The sequence below is a fragment of the Domibacillus indicus genome (genome assembly GCF_000970685.1).
Classification (GTDB): domain Bacteria; phylum Bacillota; class Bacilli; order Bacillales; family Domibacillaceae; genus Domibacillus; species Domibacillus indicus.
The window spans coordinates 27,483-43,981 of the sequence record NZ_LAJB01000024.1; the positions used below are offsets into that span (position 1 = coordinate 27,483).

The 16,499-nt window shown below is 44.4% G+C and carries 29 protein-coding genes; all 29 read left to right on the top strand.

Going from position 1 to position 16,499, the window contains the following annotated elements; translation table 11 throughout:
• The first annotated feature begins 23 nt into the window (after positions 1–23).
• Complete coding sequence (rpsG, locus tag VP98_RS16785) at positions 24–494, top strand: 30S ribosomal protein S7 (protein ID WP_046176544.1); 471 nt, start codon at positions 24–26, stop codon at positions 492–494.
• A 53-nt stretch (positions 495–547) separates the two neighbouring features.
• A complete protein-coding gene (gene fusA, locus VP98_RS16790; RefSeq protein ID WP_046176545.1) occupies positions 548–2,626 on the top strand; it encodes an elongation factor G in 2,079 nt (692 codons plus the stop codon).
• Positions 2,627–2,756: 130 nt separating this feature from the next.
• Positions 2,757–3,944, top strand: coding sequence for an elongation factor Tu (gene tuf, locus VP98_RS16795; protein WP_046176546.1), 1,188 nt, complete (start codon positions 2,757–2,759; stop codon positions 3,942–3,944).
• Between the two features lie 238 nt (positions 3,945–4,182).
• Positions 4,183–4,491: a 30S ribosomal protein S10 gene (rpsJ, locus tag VP98_RS16800; protein WP_046176547.1), complete on the top strand. Its 309-nt coding sequence runs from the start codon at positions 4,183–4,185 to the stop codon at positions 4,489–4,491.
• Between the two features lie 39 nt (positions 4,492–4,530).
• Positions 4,531–5,163: a 50S ribosomal protein L3 gene (gene rplC / locus VP98_RS16805; protein ID WP_046176548.1), complete on the top strand. Its 633-nt coding sequence runs from the start codon at positions 4,531–4,533 to the stop codon at positions 5,161–5,163.
• Positions 5,164–5,193: 30 nt separating this feature from the next.
• The gene (rplD, locus tag VP98_RS16810) at positions 5,194–5,817 is read left to right on the top strand and encodes a 50S ribosomal protein L4 (protein ID WP_046176549.1); all 624 of its coding nucleotides are present in this window, start codon (positions 5,194–5,196) and stop codon (positions 5,815–5,817) included.
• A complete protein-coding gene (gene rplW / locus VP98_RS16815; RefSeq protein ID WP_046176550.1) occupies positions 5,817–6,101 on the top strand; it encodes a 50S ribosomal protein L23 in 285 nt (94 codons plus the stop codon). Before rplD ends, rplW begins: the two co-directional genes overlap by 1 nt.
• 33 nt (positions 6,102–6,134) lie before the next feature.
• Positions 6,135–6,965: a 50S ribosomal protein L2 gene (rplB, locus tag VP98_RS16820; RefSeq protein ID WP_046176551.1), complete on the top strand. Its 831-nt coding sequence runs from the start codon at positions 6,135–6,137 to the stop codon at positions 6,963–6,965.
• Between the two features lie 60 nt (positions 6,966–7,025).
• A complete protein-coding gene (gene rpsS / locus VP98_RS16825) occupies positions 7,026–7,304 on the top strand; it encodes a 30S ribosomal protein S19 (RefSeq protein WP_046176552.1) in 279 nt (92 codons plus the stop codon).
• A gap of 19 nt (positions 7,305–7,323) precedes the next feature.
• On the top strand, positions 7,324–7,665 hold the full coding sequence (gene rplV / locus VP98_RS16830; protein ID WP_046176553.1) for a 50S ribosomal protein L22: 342 nt from the start codon (positions 7,324–7,326) through the stop codon (positions 7,663–7,665).
• 3 nt (positions 7,666–7,668) lie between these two features.
• The gene (rpsC, locus tag VP98_RS16835; RefSeq protein ID WP_046176554.1) at positions 7,669–8,325 is read left to right on the top strand and encodes a 30S ribosomal protein S3; all 657 of its coding nucleotides are present in this window, start codon (positions 7,669–7,671) and stop codon (positions 8,323–8,325) included.
• Between the two features lies 1 nt (position 8,326).
• Positions 8,327–8,761, top strand: a complete 435-nt coding sequence (gene rplP, locus VP98_RS16840) for a 50S ribosomal protein L16 (RefSeq protein WP_046176555.1) — start codon at positions 8,327–8,329, stop codon at positions 8,759–8,761.
• Positions 8,751–8,948, top strand: coding sequence for a 50S ribosomal protein L29 (gene rpmC, locus VP98_RS16845; protein ID WP_045851860.1), 198 nt, complete (start codon positions 8,751–8,753; stop codon positions 8,946–8,948). Before rplP ends, rpmC begins: the two co-directional genes overlap by 11 nt.
• Positions 8,949–8,967: 19 nt before the next feature.
• Complete coding sequence (rpsQ, locus tag VP98_RS16850) at positions 8,968–9,231, top strand: 30S ribosomal protein S17 (protein ID WP_046176556.1); 264 nt, start codon at positions 8,968–8,970, stop codon at positions 9,229–9,231.
• A 44-nt stretch (positions 9,232–9,275) separates the two neighbouring features.
• Positions 9,276–9,644 (top strand): 50S ribosomal protein L14, encoded by a 369-nt coding sequence (gene rplN, locus VP98_RS16855; RefSeq protein ID WP_018395165.1) that lies wholly within the window; start codon positions 9,276–9,278, stop codon positions 9,642–9,644.
• A gap of 42 nt (positions 9,645–9,686) precedes the next feature.
• Complete coding sequence (gene rplX, locus VP98_RS16860) at positions 9,687–9,998, top strand: 50S ribosomal protein L24 (RefSeq protein WP_046176557.1); 312 nt, start codon at positions 9,687–9,689, stop codon at positions 9,996–9,998.
• A 26-nt stretch (positions 9,999–10,024) separates the two neighbouring features.
• The gene (gene rplE / locus VP98_RS16865) at positions 10,025–10,564 is read left to right on the top strand and encodes a 50S ribosomal protein L5 (RefSeq protein WP_046176558.1); all 540 of its coding nucleotides are present in this window, start codon (positions 10,025–10,027) and stop codon (positions 10,562–10,564) included.
• A 24-nt stretch (positions 10,565–10,588) separates the two neighbouring features.
• Positions 10,589–10,774, top strand: a complete 186-nt coding sequence (gene rpsN, locus VP98_RS16870) for a 30S ribosomal protein S14 (RefSeq protein WP_046176559.1) — start codon at positions 10,589–10,591, stop codon at positions 10,772–10,774.
• A gap of 31 nt (positions 10,775–10,805) precedes the next feature.
• On the top strand, positions 10,806–11,201 hold the full coding sequence (gene rpsH, locus VP98_RS16875) for a 30S ribosomal protein S8 (RefSeq protein WP_046176560.1): 396 nt from the start codon (positions 10,806–10,808) through the stop codon (positions 11,199–11,201).
• 28 nt (positions 11,202–11,229) lie between these two features.
• Positions 11,230–11,766 (top strand): 50S ribosomal protein L6, encoded by a 537-nt coding sequence (rplF, locus tag VP98_RS16880; RefSeq protein ID WP_046176561.1) that lies wholly within the window; start codon positions 11,230–11,232, stop codon positions 11,764–11,766.
• A gap of 34 nt (positions 11,767–11,800) precedes the next feature.
• Positions 11,801–12,163: a 50S ribosomal protein L18 gene (rplR, locus tag VP98_RS16885; RefSeq protein WP_046176562.1), complete on the top strand. Its 363-nt coding sequence runs from the start codon at positions 11,801–11,803 to the stop codon at positions 12,161–12,163.
• A 20-nt stretch (positions 12,164–12,183) separates the two neighbouring features.
• Entirely contained in the window at positions 12,184–12,684 is a 501-nt protein-coding gene (rpsE, locus tag VP98_RS16890) for a 30S ribosomal protein S5 (RefSeq protein ID WP_046176563.1), read from the top strand.
• Positions 12,685–12,697: 13 nt separating this feature from the next.
• Entirely contained in the window at positions 12,698–12,880 is a 183-nt protein-coding gene (rpmD, locus tag VP98_RS16895) for a 50S ribosomal protein L30 (protein WP_046176564.1), read from the top strand.
• Positions 12,881–12,914: 34 nt separating this feature from the next.
• Positions 12,915–13,355, top strand: coding sequence for a 50S ribosomal protein L15 (rplO, locus tag VP98_RS16900; protein ID WP_046176565.1), 441 nt, complete (start codon positions 12,915–12,917; stop codon positions 13,353–13,355).
• Positions 13,355–14,656, top strand: coding sequence for a preprotein translocase subunit SecY (gene secY / locus VP98_RS16905; protein ID WP_046176566.1), 1,302 nt, complete (start codon positions 13,355–13,357; stop codon positions 14,654–14,656). The genes rplO and secY overlap by 1 nt, the downstream gene beginning before the upstream one ends.
• Before the next feature lie 21 nt (positions 14,657–14,677).
• Positions 14,678–15,331 (top strand): adenylate kinase, encoded by a 654-nt coding sequence (locus VP98_RS16910; protein WP_046176567.1) that lies wholly within the window; start codon positions 14,678–14,680, stop codon positions 15,329–15,331.
• The gene (gene map, locus VP98_RS16915) at positions 15,331–16,077 is read left to right on the top strand and encodes a type I methionyl aminopeptidase (protein WP_046176568.1); all 747 of its coding nucleotides are present in this window, start codon (positions 15,331–15,333) and stop codon (positions 16,075–16,077) included. Before VP98_RS16910 ends, map begins: the two co-directional genes overlap by 1 nt.
• Positions 16,078–16,118: 41 nt before the next feature.
• The gene (infA, locus tag VP98_RS16920) at positions 16,119–16,337 is read left to right on the top strand and encodes a translation initiation factor IF-1 (protein WP_018395177.1); all 219 of its coding nucleotides are present in this window, start codon (positions 16,119–16,121) and stop codon (positions 16,335–16,337) included.
• 38 nt (positions 16,338–16,375) lie between these two features.
• Entirely contained in the window at positions 16,376–16,489 is a 114-nt protein-coding gene (gene rpmJ / locus VP98_RS16925; RefSeq protein WP_000868344.1) for a 50S ribosomal protein L36, read from the top strand.
• Positions 16,490–16,499 lie beyond the last annotated feature (10 nt).

Consider the following 16,499-nt stretch of genomic DNA (forward strand, 5'->3'; position numbering starts at 1 on the left):
AATTTCCGAAAGGAGGAAAACATATGCCACGTAAAGGTCCTGTAGCAAAAAGAGACGTATTGCCTGATCCGCTTTACAACTCAAAATTAGTTACACGTCTTATTAACAAAATGATGGTTGACGGGAAGCGCGGAAAATCCCAGGCCATCCTTTACGCAGCTTTTGATACAATCCGTGAACGCACGGGAAATGATCCAATGGAAGTATTTGATCAGGCGATGAAAAACATCATGCCTGTACTTGAGGTAAAAGCACGCCGTGTCGGCGGTGCAAACTACCAGGTGCCAGTTGAGGTGCGTCCAGAGCGCCGCACAACGCTTGGTCTTCGCTGGTTGGTAAACTACGCGCGTCTTCGCGGTGAAAAAACAATGGAAGAACGCCTTGCAGCAGAAATTCTTGATGCAGCAAACAACACAGGCGCTTCTGTGAAAAAACGCGAAGATACACACAAAATGGCAGAAGCGAACAAAGCATTCGCTCACTACCGCTGGTAATTTCTAAATCAAAACTTAAACCTACCCTAATTCAGGAAGGAGAAAGATAGTAGATGGCAAGAGAGTTCTCCTTAAAAAACACTCGTAACATCGGAATCATGGCTCACATCGATGCTGGTAAAACAACAACGACTGAGCGTATCCTTTATTACACAGGCCGCATCCATAAAATTGGTGAAACGCACGAAGGGGCATCACAGATGGACTGGATGGAGCAGGAGCAGGAGCGCGGGATTACAATCACGTCTGCTGCGACAACAGCTCAATGGAAAGGCCACCGTGTTAACATCATCGATACACCAGGACACGTAGACTTCACAGTAGAAGTTGAACGTTCACTTCGTGTACTTGATGGTGCGGTAACTGTTCTTGATGCACAATCAGGTGTAGAGCCGCAAACGGAAACAGTATGGCGTCAAGCGACAACTTACGGTGTTCCACGTGTTGTATTCGTTAACAAAATGGACAAATTGGGTGCGGACTTCCTTTACTCTGTCAGCACAATCCATGACCGTCTAATGGCGAACGCACATCCAATTCAATTGCCGATCGGTGCTGAAGATGAGTTTTCAGGCATCATTGACTTAATTGAAATGAAAGCAACAATGTATGGCAATGACCTTGGTACTGAAATTGAGGTTGTTGACATTCCGGCAGACTACCAGGATCAAGCTGACGAATACCGTGAAAAGCTAATTGAAGCGGTAGCTGAACTTGATGAAGAATTGATGGAGAAATATCTTGGCGGCGAAGAGTTGACGAATGATGAAATCAAAGCTGCGATCCGCAAAGGTGTTATCAACGTAGAATTCTTCCCGGTAATGGTTGGATCTGCATTTAAAAACAAAGGTGTTCAGCTTATGCTGGATGCTGTTATCGACTATCTTCCAGCACCAGTTGATGTACCGGCAATCAAAGGTATACTTCCGGACAGCGATGAAGAAGTGGAACGTGAATCTAGTGATGAAGCGCCGTTCTCGGCTCTTGCATTTAAAGTTATGACGGATCCATATGTCGGTAAACTAACATTCTTCCGCGTATACTCAGGTGTTCTGTCATCTGGTTCATACGTTCAAAACTCAACTAAAGGGAAGCGCGAGCGTGTAGGTCGTATCCTGCAAATGCATGCTAACTCCCGCGAAGAGATTTCGGAAGTATACGCGGGTGACATTGCCGCTGCAGTTGGATTGAAAGATACAACAACTGGCGATACACTTTGCGATGAGAAAAACCTTGTAATTCTTGAGTCTATGGAGTTCCCTGAGCCGGTTATCCACTTGTCAGTTGAGCCGAAAACAAAAGCTGACCAAGATAAGATGACGACAGCACTTCAAAAACTTCAAGAAGAAGATCCGACATTCCATGCGCGTACTGACCAGGAAACTGGTGAGGTTGTTATCTCGGGTATGGGTGAACTTCACCTGGATATCCTTGTTGACCGTATGCGTCGCGAGTTCAAGGTAGAAGCAAACGTTGGTGCACCACAGGTAGCATACCGCGAAACGTTCCGCGCAAGTGCACAGGTTGAGGGGAAATTTGCCCGTCAATCAGGTGGACGCGGACAATTCGGTCACGTTTGGATCGAGTTTTCTCCTAACGAAGAAGGAAAAGGCTTCGAATTCGAAAACGGTATCGTTGGTGGTTCTGTACCACGTGAATACATTCCAGCTGTTCAAGCAGGTCTTGAAGACGCTATGCAAAACGGTGTTCTTGCCGGCTACCCGTTAATCGATGTAAAAGCCCGTCTTTTCGATGGTTCTTACCATGACGTCGATTCATCTGAGATGGCATTTAAAATCGCTGCATCAATGGCGTTGAAAAATGCTGTTTCTAAATGTAACCCGGTACTTCTTGAGCCGCTTATGAAAGTTGAAGTTGTTATTCCAGACGAGTATCTTGGCGATATCATGGGTGATGTTACATCACGCCGTGGACGCGTAGAAGGTATGGAAGCGCGCGGTAACGCTCAAGTTGTTAAAGCGTTCGTTCCACTTTCTGAGATGTTCGGTTACGCAACGTCACTTCGTTCTAACACGCAAGGACGCGGTAACTACTCAATGCACTTCGATCATTACGAAGAAGTTCCTAAGAGTGTAATGGAAACAATCATCAAAAAAAATAAAGGCGAATAATTGATTTATACTCTCTAATCAAGTATAAATACTATTGTAAGCTTTCTCTTCTTGCGGGAAATAGATATTTTTCGCAAGAAGACCAATATAAACTACTACTAATTTCTATAATTTGAGGAGGAACTTCCTAATGGCAAAAGCAAAATTCGACCGTTCAAAACCACACGTTAACATTGGTACAATTGGCCACGTTGACCATGGTAAAACAACTCTAACAGCTGCAATCACAACTGTTCTTGCAAAATCAGGCGGCGCAGAAGCACGTGCGTACGATCAAATCGATGGTGCTCCAGAAGAGCGCGAGCGCGGTATCACAATCTCAACTGCACACGTTGAGTACGAAACTGAAAGCCGTCACTATGCACACGTTGACTGCCCAGGACACGCTGACTATGTTAAAAACATGATCACTGGTGCAGCTCAAATGGACGGCGGTATCCTGGTAGTATCTGCTGCTGACGGCCCGATGCCACAAACTCGTGAGCACATCCTTCTTTCTCGTCAAGTAGGTGTACCTTACCTGGTTGTATTCATGAACAAATGCGATATGGTAGACGACGAAGAGCTTCTTGAACTAGTTGAAATGGAAGTTCGCGATCTTCTTTCTGAATATGAGTTCCCTGGCGATGACATTCCTGTTATCAAAGGTTCTGCTCTTAAAGCCCTTGAAGGCGATGCTGCATGGGAAGAAAAAATCCATGAGCTTATGAACGCAGTTGATGAGTACATCCCAACTCCAACACGTGACACTGAAAAAGATTTCATGATGCCTGTTGAGGATGTTTTCTCAATCACTGGCCGTGGTACAGTAGCAACTGGACGCGTTGAGCGTGGACAAATCAAAGTCGGTGACGTTGTAGAAATCATCGGTCTTGCTGAAGAGCCAAAATCAACAACTGTAACAGGTGTTGAAATGTTCCGTAAGCTTCTTGATTATGCTGAAGCTGGCGACAACATCGGTGCACTTCTTCGCGGTGTAGCTCGTGAAGAAATCCAACGTGGTCAAGTATTGGCTAAACCAGGTTCAATCACACCACACACAACTTTCAAAGCGGAAGTTTACGTTCTTTCAAAAGAAGAGGGTGGACGTCACACTCCATTCTTCACAAACTACCGCCCTCAGTTCTACTTCCGTACAACTGACGTAACTGGTATCTGCAACCTTCCTGAAGGCGTAGAAATGGTTATGCCTGGTGACAACGTAGAAATGTCTGTAGAATTGATCGCTCCAATCGCGATTGAAGAAGGTACTAAATTCTCAATCCGTGAAGGCGGCCGTACAGTAGGCGCTGGCGTTGTAGCATCAATCCAAAAATAATAATCTTTTTACCGAAAACAGCCCGGTTTCGGCCGGGCTGTTTTTTGTTTGTAAAAAAGTTTCTATTAAGTGTTGCACTCGATAGAGAAAGCATGTATAATAATCAATGTTGGTTTTTGACAGCGTTGATGCGGAAGGTTGCTGACACACCCGGCCGCTTTGCCATGGCGGTGATGTCAGGGAAAAATTTTCGCGGAGTATGTCTATTAGCTAAATAGGCGATAAAGGAGGGAAAATAATGGCAAAACAAAAAATTCGTATTCGTTTGAAAGCATATGATCATCGTATTCTTGATCAATCAGCTGAGAAAATCGTTGAGACAGCTAAACGTTCTGGTGCAAATGTATCCGGTCCGATCCCGCTTCCAACTGAAAAATCTGTTTACACAATTCTTCGTGCGGTTCATAAGTACAAAGATTCTCGTGAGCAGTTTGAAATGCGTACACATAAACGTTTAATCGACATCGTGAACCCAACACCGAAAACAGTTGATTCATTGATGCGTTTAGACTTGCCGTCAGGCGTTGACATTGAAATTAAACTTTAATAAATAAATAAATTAACAATTAATCAGGAGGTGTGACTCATGACCAAAGGAATCTTAGGAAGAAAAATCGGTATGACTCAAGTGTTTGCTGAAAACGGCGACCTTATCCCGGTAACCGTAATTGAAGCAGCGCCAAACGTTGTACTTCAAAAGAAAACAGTCGAAAACGACGGCTACTCAAGCGTTCAGTTAGGTTTTGAAGATAAGCGTGAAAAGCTTGCAAACAAACCTGCACTTGGACACGTGAAAAAAGCTGGCGAAGGCATCGCACCTAAGCGCTTCATTCGTGAGTTCCGTAACATCGACAGCGATCTTGAAATTGGTCAAGAAGTCAAAGTTGATATTTTTGCAGAAGGCGACATCGTCGACGTAACAGGAATTTCTAAAGGGAAAGGGTTCCAGGGTGCTATCAAGCGTCACGGCCAAAGCCGCGGACCAATGTCCCACGGTTCCCGCTACCATCGTCGTCCAGGTTCAATGGGACCTGTAGCGCCAAACCGCGTATTTAAAAACAAACTTCTCCCTGGCCGTATGGGTGGAGAGCAAGTAACAGTACAAAATCTTCAAGTCGTTAAAGTGGACGCTGAGCGCAACGTTCTTCTTATTAAAGGTAACGTTCCAGGATCCAAAAAAGCCTTGATCCAAGTTAAAACTGCGGTTAAAGCAAAGTAATCAACTTTTATAGGAAAGGAGGAAACAGGAATGGCTAAAGTGAAAGTGTTAAACCAAACAGGTTCTGAAGTCGGCGATATCGAACTAAACGATGCTGTATTCGGAATCGAACCAAATGAACATGTTGTATTTGAAGCAGTGGTTATGCAGCGCGCATCTTTGCGTCAGGGCAACCATAAAGTAAAAACGCGTTCTGAAGTACGCGGTGGCGGCCGTAAACCATGGCGCCAAAAAGGAACTGGACGTGCACGTCAAGGTTCCATTCGTTCGCCTCAATGGCGCGGTGGTGGTACAGTATTCGGTCCAGCTCCACGCAGCTACAGCTACAAGCTGCCGAAGAAAGTCCGCCGTCTTGCATTGAAATCAGCTTTATCATCAAAAGTACAAGAACAAAACATTCTTGTGTTGGATGCTTTATCGTTCGAAGCACCAAAAACAAAAGAATTTGCATCAGTACTTAAAAACCTGTCTGTTGACTCAAAAGCATTGATCGTAACAGATACAGTAAATGAATTCGTTGCATTGTCAGCACGCAACATCCCTGGAGTAACAGTGGTTGAGGCATCTGGCATCAACATCCTTGACCTGCTTGGACATGATAAGCTTATTATGACAAAAGCAGCGGTTGAAAAAGTAGAGGAGGTGCTTGCATAATGGATGCACGCGATGTGATTAAGCGCCCCGTTATTACTGAACAATCTATGGCTGTAATGGCTGATAAAAAATACACTTTTGAAGTCGACGTACGCGCAAACAAAACGCAGGTGAAGACAGCTGTTGAAGAAATCTTCGGCGTTAAAGTAAAAAACGTAAACGTCATGAACTACAAAGGTAAATTCAAGCGTATGGGACGCCATGCCGGCTACACAAACAAACGCCGCAAAGCAATCGTAACCTTGACGCAAGATAGCAAAGAAATCGAACTTTTCGAAGCTTAATAAACACATAAAATAGAAGAGGAGGGACACGAAATGGCGATTAAAAAGTATAAACCGACCACGAATGGTCGTCGTAACATGACTACTCTTGACTTTGCTGAAATTACAACAAGCACGCCAGAGAAATCATTGCTTGAGCCTTTGAAAAAGAAAGGCGGCCGTAACAACCAGGGTAAAATCACTGTTCGTCATAAAGGCGGCGGTCATAAACGCCAATACCGTATCATCGATTTTAAGCGCGATAAAGATGGCATTCCAGGCCGCGTTGCTACAATCGAATACGATCCAAACCGTTCGGCTAACATCGCACTCGTGCACTATGCTGATGGAGAAAAGCGCTACATCTTAGCTCCAAAAAACATCCAAGTTGGAACTGAAATTATGGCTGGTCCAGAAGCGGATATTAAAGTAGGAAACGCTCTTCCGCTTGTAAATATCCCTGTGGGTACAGTTATCCACAACATTGAATTGAAGCCAGGTAAAGGCGGCCAATTGGTTCGTTCTGCCGGAACTTCAGCTCAAGTACTTGGTAAAGAAGGTAAATATGTTCTTGTACGCTTAAACTCTGGCGAAGTACGCATGATCCTTGCAACATGCCGTGCAACAATCGGCCAGGTTGGTAACGAGCAGCATGAACTTGTAAACATCGGTAAAGCAGGCCGTTCTCGCTGGTTAGGTAAAAAACCTACAGTTCGCGGTTCTGTAATGAACCCTAACGACCACCCACACGGTGGTGGTGAAGGACGTGCGCCAATCGGTCGTAAAGGTCCTGTTACACCATGGGGCAAACCAGCTCTTGGTTACAAAACACGTAAAAAAGTTAACAAATCCGACAAGTTTATTGTTCGTCGTCGTAAAAAATAACGTAATTGTCCTACGGTTCCAAGCGCGAACCGTAGATCAATCACGAAGGGAGGTACACAAATGGGCCGCAGCTTGAAAAAAGGACCTTTTGTTGATGATCATTTATTCAAGAAAGTTGAAGCATTGAACGAAACTGAGAAAAAGCAAGTTATTAAAACTTGGTCTCGCCGTTCTACAATTTTCCCGCAATTCATCGGACACACTATCGCAGTATACGATGGTCGCAAACACGTACCTGTGTATGTAACTGAAGATATGGTTGGACACAAACTTGGTGAATTCGCTCCAACGCGTACGTATAAAGGACACGTTGCAGACGATAAGAAAACAAGACGCTAATTGAGAGGAGGATATTACAATGGAAGCTAAAGCTGTCTTAAGAACAGTTCGCATTGCTCCTCGTAAAGCACGTCTAGTAATTGACTTGATTCGAGGCAAGCAAGTTGGAGAAGCAGTGGCGATCTTAAAGCATACGCCAAAAACTTCATCTCCAGTAATTGAAAAACTTTTAAATTCTGCCATTGCTAATGCAGAACACAACTATGATCTTGATGTAAACAACCTTGTTGTTACACAGGCATATGTAAATGAAGGACCGACTTTGAAACGTTTCCGTCCTCGTGCAATGGGACGTGCAAGCGCAATTAACAAACGCACAAGCCACATTACAATCGTTGTGGCAGAAAAGAAGGAGGGATAATTCGTGGGTCAAAAAGTACATCCTCATGGATTGCGCGTCGGGATCATTCGCGACTGGGATTCTAAATGGTACGCTGAAAAAGACTACGCTGATCTTCTGCATGAAGATTTGAAAGTGCGCAGCTACATTGAAGAACGTCTTAAAGATGCTTCACTATCCCGCGTTGAAATCGAACGTGCTGCAAACCGCGTGAATATTACAGTGCACACTGCTAAACCTGGTATGGTTATCGGTAAAGGTGGTTCTGAAGTAGAAGCGCTTCGTAAAGCTCTAAACGAACTAACAGGCAAACGTGTTCACATTAACATTGTTGAAGTGAAACGTGCTGACCTTGATGCAAAATTAGTAGCGGAAAACATTGCTCGCCAGCTTGAAAACCGTGTATCTTTCCGCCGTGCTCAAAAGCAGGCTATCCAACGGACAATCCGTTCAGGTGCAAAAGGAATTAAAACACAAGTTTCAGGTCGTCTTGGCGGTGCAGATATTGCCCGTGCTGAACATTACAGTGAAGGAACAGTTCCACTTCATACTCTTCGTGCTGACATCGACTATGCACATGTTGAAGCAGACACAACTTACGGCAAACTAGGCGTAAAAGTATGGATCTACCGTGGAGAGGTTCTTCCTGCGAAGAAGAAAACTCAGGGAGGAGGCAACTAATATGTTATTGCCAAAACGCGTTAAATATCGTCGTGTACACCGCGGCAAAATGCGCGGTCAAGCAAAAGGCGGAACAGAGGTAGCATTTGGTGAATACGGTCTTCAAGCAACAGAAGCTTCTTGGATCACAAACCGCCAAATCGAATCTGCCCGTATTGCGATGACTCGTTACATGAAACGTGGCGGTAAAGTTTGGATTAAAATTTTCCCTCACAAACCATATACGAAAAAACCTCTTGAAGTACGGATGGGTTCCGGTAAAGGTGCTCCTGAAGGCTGGGTAGCGGTTGTAAAACCAGGCAAGATTATGTTTGAAATTGCCGGCGTTTCTGATGAAGTAGCACGTGAAGCACTTCGCTTGGCATCACACAAGCTGCCAGTGAAATGCAAAATCGTAAAACGCGAAGAAATTGGTGGTGAATCAAATGAAAGCTAATGAAATCCGTGAACTTACCACTGCTGAAATTGAACAACAAGTAAAGTCGCTCAAAGAAGAACTTTTCAACCTTCGCTTTCAATTGGCGACGGGACAGCTTGAGAATACAGCTCGTATTCGTGAAGTACGTAAAGCAATTGCCCGCATGAAAACCGTGATTCGTCAACGGGAAATTGATAATCGATAATTGAAAGGAGGTTTGCACGATGAGCGAACGCAATCAGCGCAAAGTTTACACAGGCCGTGTTGTTTCTGACAAAATGGACAAAACAGTAACGGTTCTTGTTGAAACATATAAAACACACAAACTTTACGGGAAACGTGTAAAGTATTCAAAGAAATTTAAAGCTCATGATGAGAATAACGAAGCAAAAATCGGCGATGTAGTACGCATTATGGAAACTCGCCCGCTTTCTGCAACAAAACGTTTCCGCCTTGTAGAAGTGGTGGAAAAAGCAGTCATCATCTAATTAATGTTCGGATAGATGTTAAAGTCCGAAAGGAGGTAACCTAAATGATCCAGCAAGAATCACGTTTAAAAGTAGCTGACAACTCTGGTGCGCGTGAAGTATTAACGATTAAAGTCCTCGGTGGTTCAGGCCGCAAAACAGCTAACGTCGGTGATGTAATCGTGTGTACAGTAAAACAAGCAACACCAGGTGGCGTTGTCAAAAAAGGTGAAGTGGTAAAAGCGGTTATCGTTCGTACGAAACGCGGCGTTCGCCGTAATGACGGTTCATACATCCGCTTCGACGAAAACGCGTGCGTTATCATTCGTGACGACAAGAGCCCGCGCGGCACACGTATTTTCGGCCCGGTTGCCCGCGAACTTCGCGACAGCAATTTCATGAAGATTGTTTCCCTAGCTCCGGAAGTAATCTAATTGAACTGAATAAATAAAAGGCCCATCAAGGAGGTGCGCAACATGCACGTGAAAAAAGGCGATAAAGTCATGGTTATCACAGGCAAAGATAAAGGCAAAACAGGCGTTGTTCTTGCAGCTTTCCCTAAAAAAGACCGTGTACTTGTTGAAGGAATCAACATCGTGAAAAAACACGCGAAACCTTCACAACTAAATCCGCAGGGCGGCATCCTAAGCCAGGAGGCAGCTATTCACGTATCCAACGTTATGCTGTTGGATCCGAAAACAAATGAACCTACTCGTGTAGGTTACAAAGTAGTGGACGGCAAAAAAGTCCGCGTAGCAAAAAAATCCGGTGAAACTTTAGATAAATAAAAAGTTCAAGAAGGGAGGTATTCTAAGTGAACCGCCTTAAAGAAAAATTCCAAAAAGAAATTACTCCTGCTCTTATGAGCAAGTTTAACTATACTTCAGTTATGCAAGTACCTAAAATTGAAAAAATCGTCGTGAACATGGGTGTTGGTGAAGCAGTTCAAAACGCGAAAGTGTTGGATACAGCTGTGGAAGAACTTACTCAAATCACTGGCCAGAAGCCAATGGTAACACGCGCGAAAAACTCAATCGCAGGATTCCGTCTTCGTGAAGGCATGCCAATCGGTGCGAAAGTTACTCTTCGCGGCGAGCGCATGTACGAATTCCTTGATAAACTTGTTTCTGTTTCACTTCCACGTGTACGTGACTTCCGCGGCGTTTCTAAAAAAGCGTTCGACGGTCGTGGCAACTACACACTTGGTGTAAAAGAACAGTTAATCTTCCCTGAGATTGATTACGATAAAGTATCAAAAGTACGCGGCATGGACATCGTTATTGTTACTACTGCCAACACGGACGAAGAAGCTCGTGAATTGTTAACACAAATTGGAATGCCGTTCCAAAAGTAATCGCTATATAAGGGAGGCGAAAACGTGGCTAAAAAATCAATGATTGCGAAACAAAAACGCACACAAAAGTTTAAAGTGCAAGAGTACACACGCTGCGAACGCTGCGGGCGTCCACACTCTGTATACCGCAAATTTAAACTTTGCCGTATTTGTTTCCGTGAACTAGCTTATAAAGGTCAAATTCCTGGCGTTAAAAAAGCCAGCTGGTAATACACTGATTCCGGAAGGAGGTAAATTATAAATGGTTATGACAGATCCGATTGCTGACTTGCTGACTCGCATCCGTAATGCGAACATGGTTCGTCACGAAAAACTGGAAGTACCTGCTTCCAATATTAAACGGGAAATCGCTGAAATCTTAAAACGTGAAGGTTTCGTGCGTGACGTTGAGTTTATCGAAGATGACAAACAAGGGGTTATCCGTATTTTCTTGAAATACAGCGGCAACGAGCGTGTAATCACAGGCTTGAAGCGTATTTCTAAACCAGGTCTTCGCGTTTATGCGAAAGCTGATGAAGTACCACGCGTACTTAACGGCCTTGGTATTGCAATCCTTTCTACATCTACTGGTGTAGTTACTGATAAAGAAGCCCGTGCTAAACAAGTAGGCGGCGAAGTACTAGCGTACGTTTGGTAATAATCTTTTAAAGAATGGAGGTGCGACTATGTCACGCGTAGGTAAAAAAGTAATCGAGCTTCCAGAAGGCGTAACGATTACAAACAACAACAATGAAGTGACTGTCAAAGGTCCTAAAGGAGAATTGACTCGTCAGTTCAACAAAGACTTGACAATCGAAGTAGACGGAAACAACGTAACTGTTGTTCGTCCTTCAGAAACTAAAGAACACCGTACAATCCACGGAACGACTCGTGCTCTTCTTGCCAACATGGTAGAAGGCGTATCAAAAGGATTCGAACGTAACCTTGAGTTGGTTGGTGTCGGTTACCGTGCTCAAAAACAAGGAACAAAACTTGTTTTGAATGTTGGTTACTCTCACCCGGTAGAATTCGAAGCTGAAAACGGCATTGATATCGATGTTCCTGCGAATACAAAAATCAGCATTAAAGGGATCGACAAGGAGCGCGTTGGCGCAATTGCTGCTAACATCCGCCAAGTTCGTCCTCCTGAGCCGTATAAAGGCAAAGGTATCCGTTATGAAGGCGAGCAAGTTCGCCGCAAAGAAGGTAAAACAGGTAAATAATGCCGCATAGGCATCAGAAAGGAGTGACCTCGGGATGATCACAAAAGCTGATAAAAATAAAACGCGTAAAAGACGCCATGCCCGTGTACGTGCGAAAATCACTGGTACAGCTGCGCGTCCACGCTTGAACGTATTCCGTTCAAATAAGCATCTTTACGCTCAATTGATTGATGATGCAAATGGTGTTACACTTGCAAGTGCTTCAACTATTGAAAAAGATTTCGGTATTGAATCAACAGGCAACCAGGAAGCTGCTGCGAAAGTCGGCGAATTGCTTGCTAAACGCGCAACTGAAAAAGGTGTCGCTGCTGTTGTATTCGACCGTGGGGGCTACCTTTACCACGGCCGCGTGAAAGCTTTGGCTGACGCTGCACGTGAAAATGGCCTACAATTCTAATAAAAGGAGGGACACATTTAATGCGTCGCATTGATCCAAACAAACTCGAACTTGAAGAACGCGTAGTAACGGTCAACCGTGTTGCGAAAGTTGTAAAAGGTGGACGTCGTTTCCGCTTCACAGCACTAGTTGTCGTTGGCGATAAAAATGGTAATGTCGGTTTTGGAACTGGTAAAGCACAAGAAGTTCCAGATGCAATCCGTAAAGCAATTGAAGATGCGAAGAAAAATCTTGTACACGTACCGATGGTTGGCACAACATTGCCACACCAGGTAATCGGTCAATTTGGTGCGGGTGAAGTATTATTAAAACCTGCTTCTGAAGGTACTGGAGTAATCGCTGGAGGACCTGTCCGTGCGGTACTTGAACTTGCTGGTGTTGGTGACATCCTCTCCAAATCACTTGGTTCAAACACGCCAATCAACATGGTTCGTGCTACAATTGCTGGACTTAAAGATTTGAAAACTGCTGAAGAAGTAGCAAAACTTCGCGGCAAGTCTGTAGAAGAACTGTTAGGATAAGGAGGGAATCATAATGGCTGAAAAATTACAAATTACCCTCACTCGCAGCCTGATCGGACGTTCAAAGGATCAGCGCGAAACTGTTAAGGCACTTGGTCTTCGCAAAATGCATCAAACGGTTGAACAAAATGATAACCAGGCAATTCGCGGCATGATCAACAAAGTGTCTCATCTTGTGACTGTTACAGAAAAATAATTTCATCTTATAGACTAAGGAGGTGCAAGAGAGCATGAATCTTCATGAATTGAAACCAGCTGCTGGTTCACGTAAAGAGCGCAACCGTGTTGGACGCGGTACAGGTTCTGGTAACGGTAAAACGGCAGGTAAAGGTCATAAAGGTCAAAACGCACGTTCAGGCGGGGGTGTCCGTCTTGGATTTGAGGGTGGACAGACTCCTTTATTCCGTCGTCTTCCAAAACGCGGATTTACCAATGTAAACCGTAAAGAATACGCAGTTGTGAACATCGATACATTGAATCGTTTCGAAGAAGGAACAGAGGTAACTCCTGAACTTCTTATCGAAAGCGGCATCGTAAAAAGCGAAAAAGCAGGAATCAAAGTTCTTGCGAACGGCAACGTAGAGAAAAAGCTTACAGTTAAAGCTCACAAATTCTCTGCTGCTGCGAAAGAAGCAATTGAAGCGGCTGGCGGTACGATTGAGGTGATCTAATGTTTCGCACAATCTCCAATTTTATGCGTGTGGGTGATATAAGAAACAAAATTATATTCACCCTCCTTATGTTAATTGTGTTCCGAATCGGCACATTCATTCCTGTTCCTTATGTTAATGCGGATGTACTCCGCATGCAGGAGCAGGCTGGACTAATTGGATTCCTTAATACGTTCGGCGGAGGAGCGCTTCAAAACTTCTCAATTCTTGCAATGGGAATTATGCCTTACATTACCGCATCCATTATCGTACAGCTTTTGCAGATGGATGTTGTGCCTAAATTTACTGAATGGTCGAAGCAGGGCGATGTAGGCCGGAGAAAATTAACACAATTTACCCGTTACTTTACAATCGTGCTCGGCCTCATTCAAGGTTTTGGAATGTCATATGGATTTAACCGTTTATATGGCGGATTGCTTGTCGAAAACAGCAGTGTTGGCGGCTATATGCTTATTGCATTAGTGTTGACTGCAGGTACAGCTTTTTTGATGTGGCTTGGGGAACAAATCACAGCAAAAGGCGTCGGCAATGGAATTTCAATTATCATTTTCGCCGGAATCGTGGCGGCTATTCCAGGGGCAGTAAATCAAATTTATGCACAACAAATTGAAGGAGCGGGCGATCAGCTCTTCCTGCGGATTGTTGTCCTTCTTTTAATCTTGCTTGCGGTACTGGCAATTGTTGTTGGAGTTATTTTCTTTCAGCAGGCACTGCGGAAAATTCCGATTCAATATGCGAAACGGGTTGGGGCAGGCGGCGGCATGACGCCGGTTGGCGGCCAGTCGACTCATCTTCCACTCAAAGTAAATGCAGCAGGTGTAATACCAGTTATCTTTGCAATCTCCTTTTTGATCACGCCTCAGACGATTAGTTCGTTTTTTGGATCAAACGATGTGACGTCTACCATTCAGAACATCTTTGACTATACGAAACCGATCGGCATGGCGATCTATGTTGCTTTGATTGTTGCGTTTACGTATTTCTATGCTTTTATTCAAGTAAACCCTGAACAAGTTGCAGATAACTTGAAAAAACAGGGTGGATATATTCCAGGTATTCGTCCTGGGAAGAACACACAGGATTATTTGACAAACGTGCTTTACCGCTTGACCTTTGTCGGGGCAATTTTCCTTTCAGCCGTTGCTGTGCTGCCTGTTTTCTTCATTCAATTCGCGGGTCTACCACCAGCGGCGCAAATCGGCGGTACTAGTCTTTTGATCGTCGTAGGTGTGGCACTTGAAACAATGAAGCAGCTTGAAGCACAACTTGTAAAGCGTCATTATAAGGGCTTTATGAAGTAAGCCAGACTGGGGGATATATCGATGAATCTCGTGTTAATGGGATTGCCTGGTGCAGGTAAAGGTACTCAGGCAGAGAAAATTGTTGAAAAGTATGGTGTTCCGCACATTTCAACAGGCGACATGTTCCGTGCCGCAATGAAGGATGAAACGGAGCTTGGCTTAAAAGCGAAATCATTTATGGACAAAGGCGCCCTCGTACCGGATGAAGTGACGATCGGCATTGTGAACGAACGTCTTGCTAAAGCGGATTGTGGAGAAGGCTTTTTACTAGATGGCTTTCCTCGCACGGTAGCGCAGGCAGAAGCGCTCGAGAACATTCTTGCCGGCCTTGGCCGTAAAATTGATTACGTCATTAATGTCGAGGTCGACCAGGACATTTTGATGGGACGCTTAACAGGCCGCCGTATTTGCAAAAGCTGCGGAGCGACATATCATCTCGTATTTAACCCGCCATCTCAGGAAGATACATGTGATCGCTGCGGCGGTGAACTGTATCAGCGTGCAGATGACAATGCGGAAACGGTTCAGAACCGCCTCGATGTAAATGTAAAGCAAACTGCACCATTGCTTGCTTTTTACAGCGAAAAAGGATATTTGAAAAATATTAATGGCCAGCAGGACATCAATGTTGTTTTTGAAGACATTGACGAGCTCCTTAAAGGTCTTCGTAACTAATGATCATTTGTAAGACCCCTCGTGAACTGGAGATTATGAAAGAAGCGGGGCGTATTGTTGCGCTTACACATCAGGAACTGCAAAACCATATTTCTCCCGGAATAAGTACGATGGAGCTGGATACTTTAGCGGAAAGCTTCATTCGAAGCATGGATGCAGCACCTTCTTTTAAAGGGTATAATGGATTTCCAGGCAGCATCTGCACTTCAGTTAATGAAGAGCTCGTGCATGGGATTCCCGGCAGCCGCACATTAAAAGAAGGCGATATTATCAGCATTGATATCGGCGCTTATTATAAGGGGTATCATGGCGACTCGGCCTGGACATACGCAGTCGGCCGGATTGCACCTGAGACGGAGAAGCTTCTCGACGTAACAGAGGAATCGCTTTACATTGGACTTGATAAAGCGAAACCGGGTGAACGTCTTTCTACCATCTCCCATGCGATTCAAACGTACGTAGAATCGAATGGCTTTTCAATCGTTCGTGAGTATGTAGGGCACGGTGTCGGGCAGAACCTCCATGAGGCTCCGCAAATTCCTCATTATGGTCCGCCAGGGAAGGGGCCCGTACTAAAACCCGGTATGGTGCTCGCGATCGAACCGATGGTTAATGCGGGTCGTCGTTACGTAAAAACACTTGAGGATAATTGGACTGTCGTTACCCAGGATGGAAAAATGTGTGCTCATTTTGAACATACAATTGCGATAACCGAAACAGGCTTCGAGATTTTAACGAAAGCCTAGGCATCCGCCACACGGATGAAAAGTGAAGGGAGATGAAGCAAATGGCGAAAGACGATGTAATTGAAATTGAAGGTACAGTCACTGAAACTTTGCCAAACGCCATGTTTAAGGTAGAATTGGAAAATGGGCATACTATTTTAGCGCACGTTTCAGGCAAAATCCGTATGCATTTTATCCGTATCTTGCCTGGTGATAAAGTAACTGTAGAACTTTCACCGTATGATTTAACACGCGGACGGATCACGTACCGTTACAAATAACATATATGGCGCTCCGGACTATGAAGGAGGTTGGAGAAATGAAAGTAAGACCATCAGTTAAGCCAATCTGTGAGAAATGCAAAGTTATTCGCAGACGCGGCAAAGTTATGGTTATTTGTGAAAACCCTAAGCATAAACAAAAACAAGGCTAATATTAAAGGG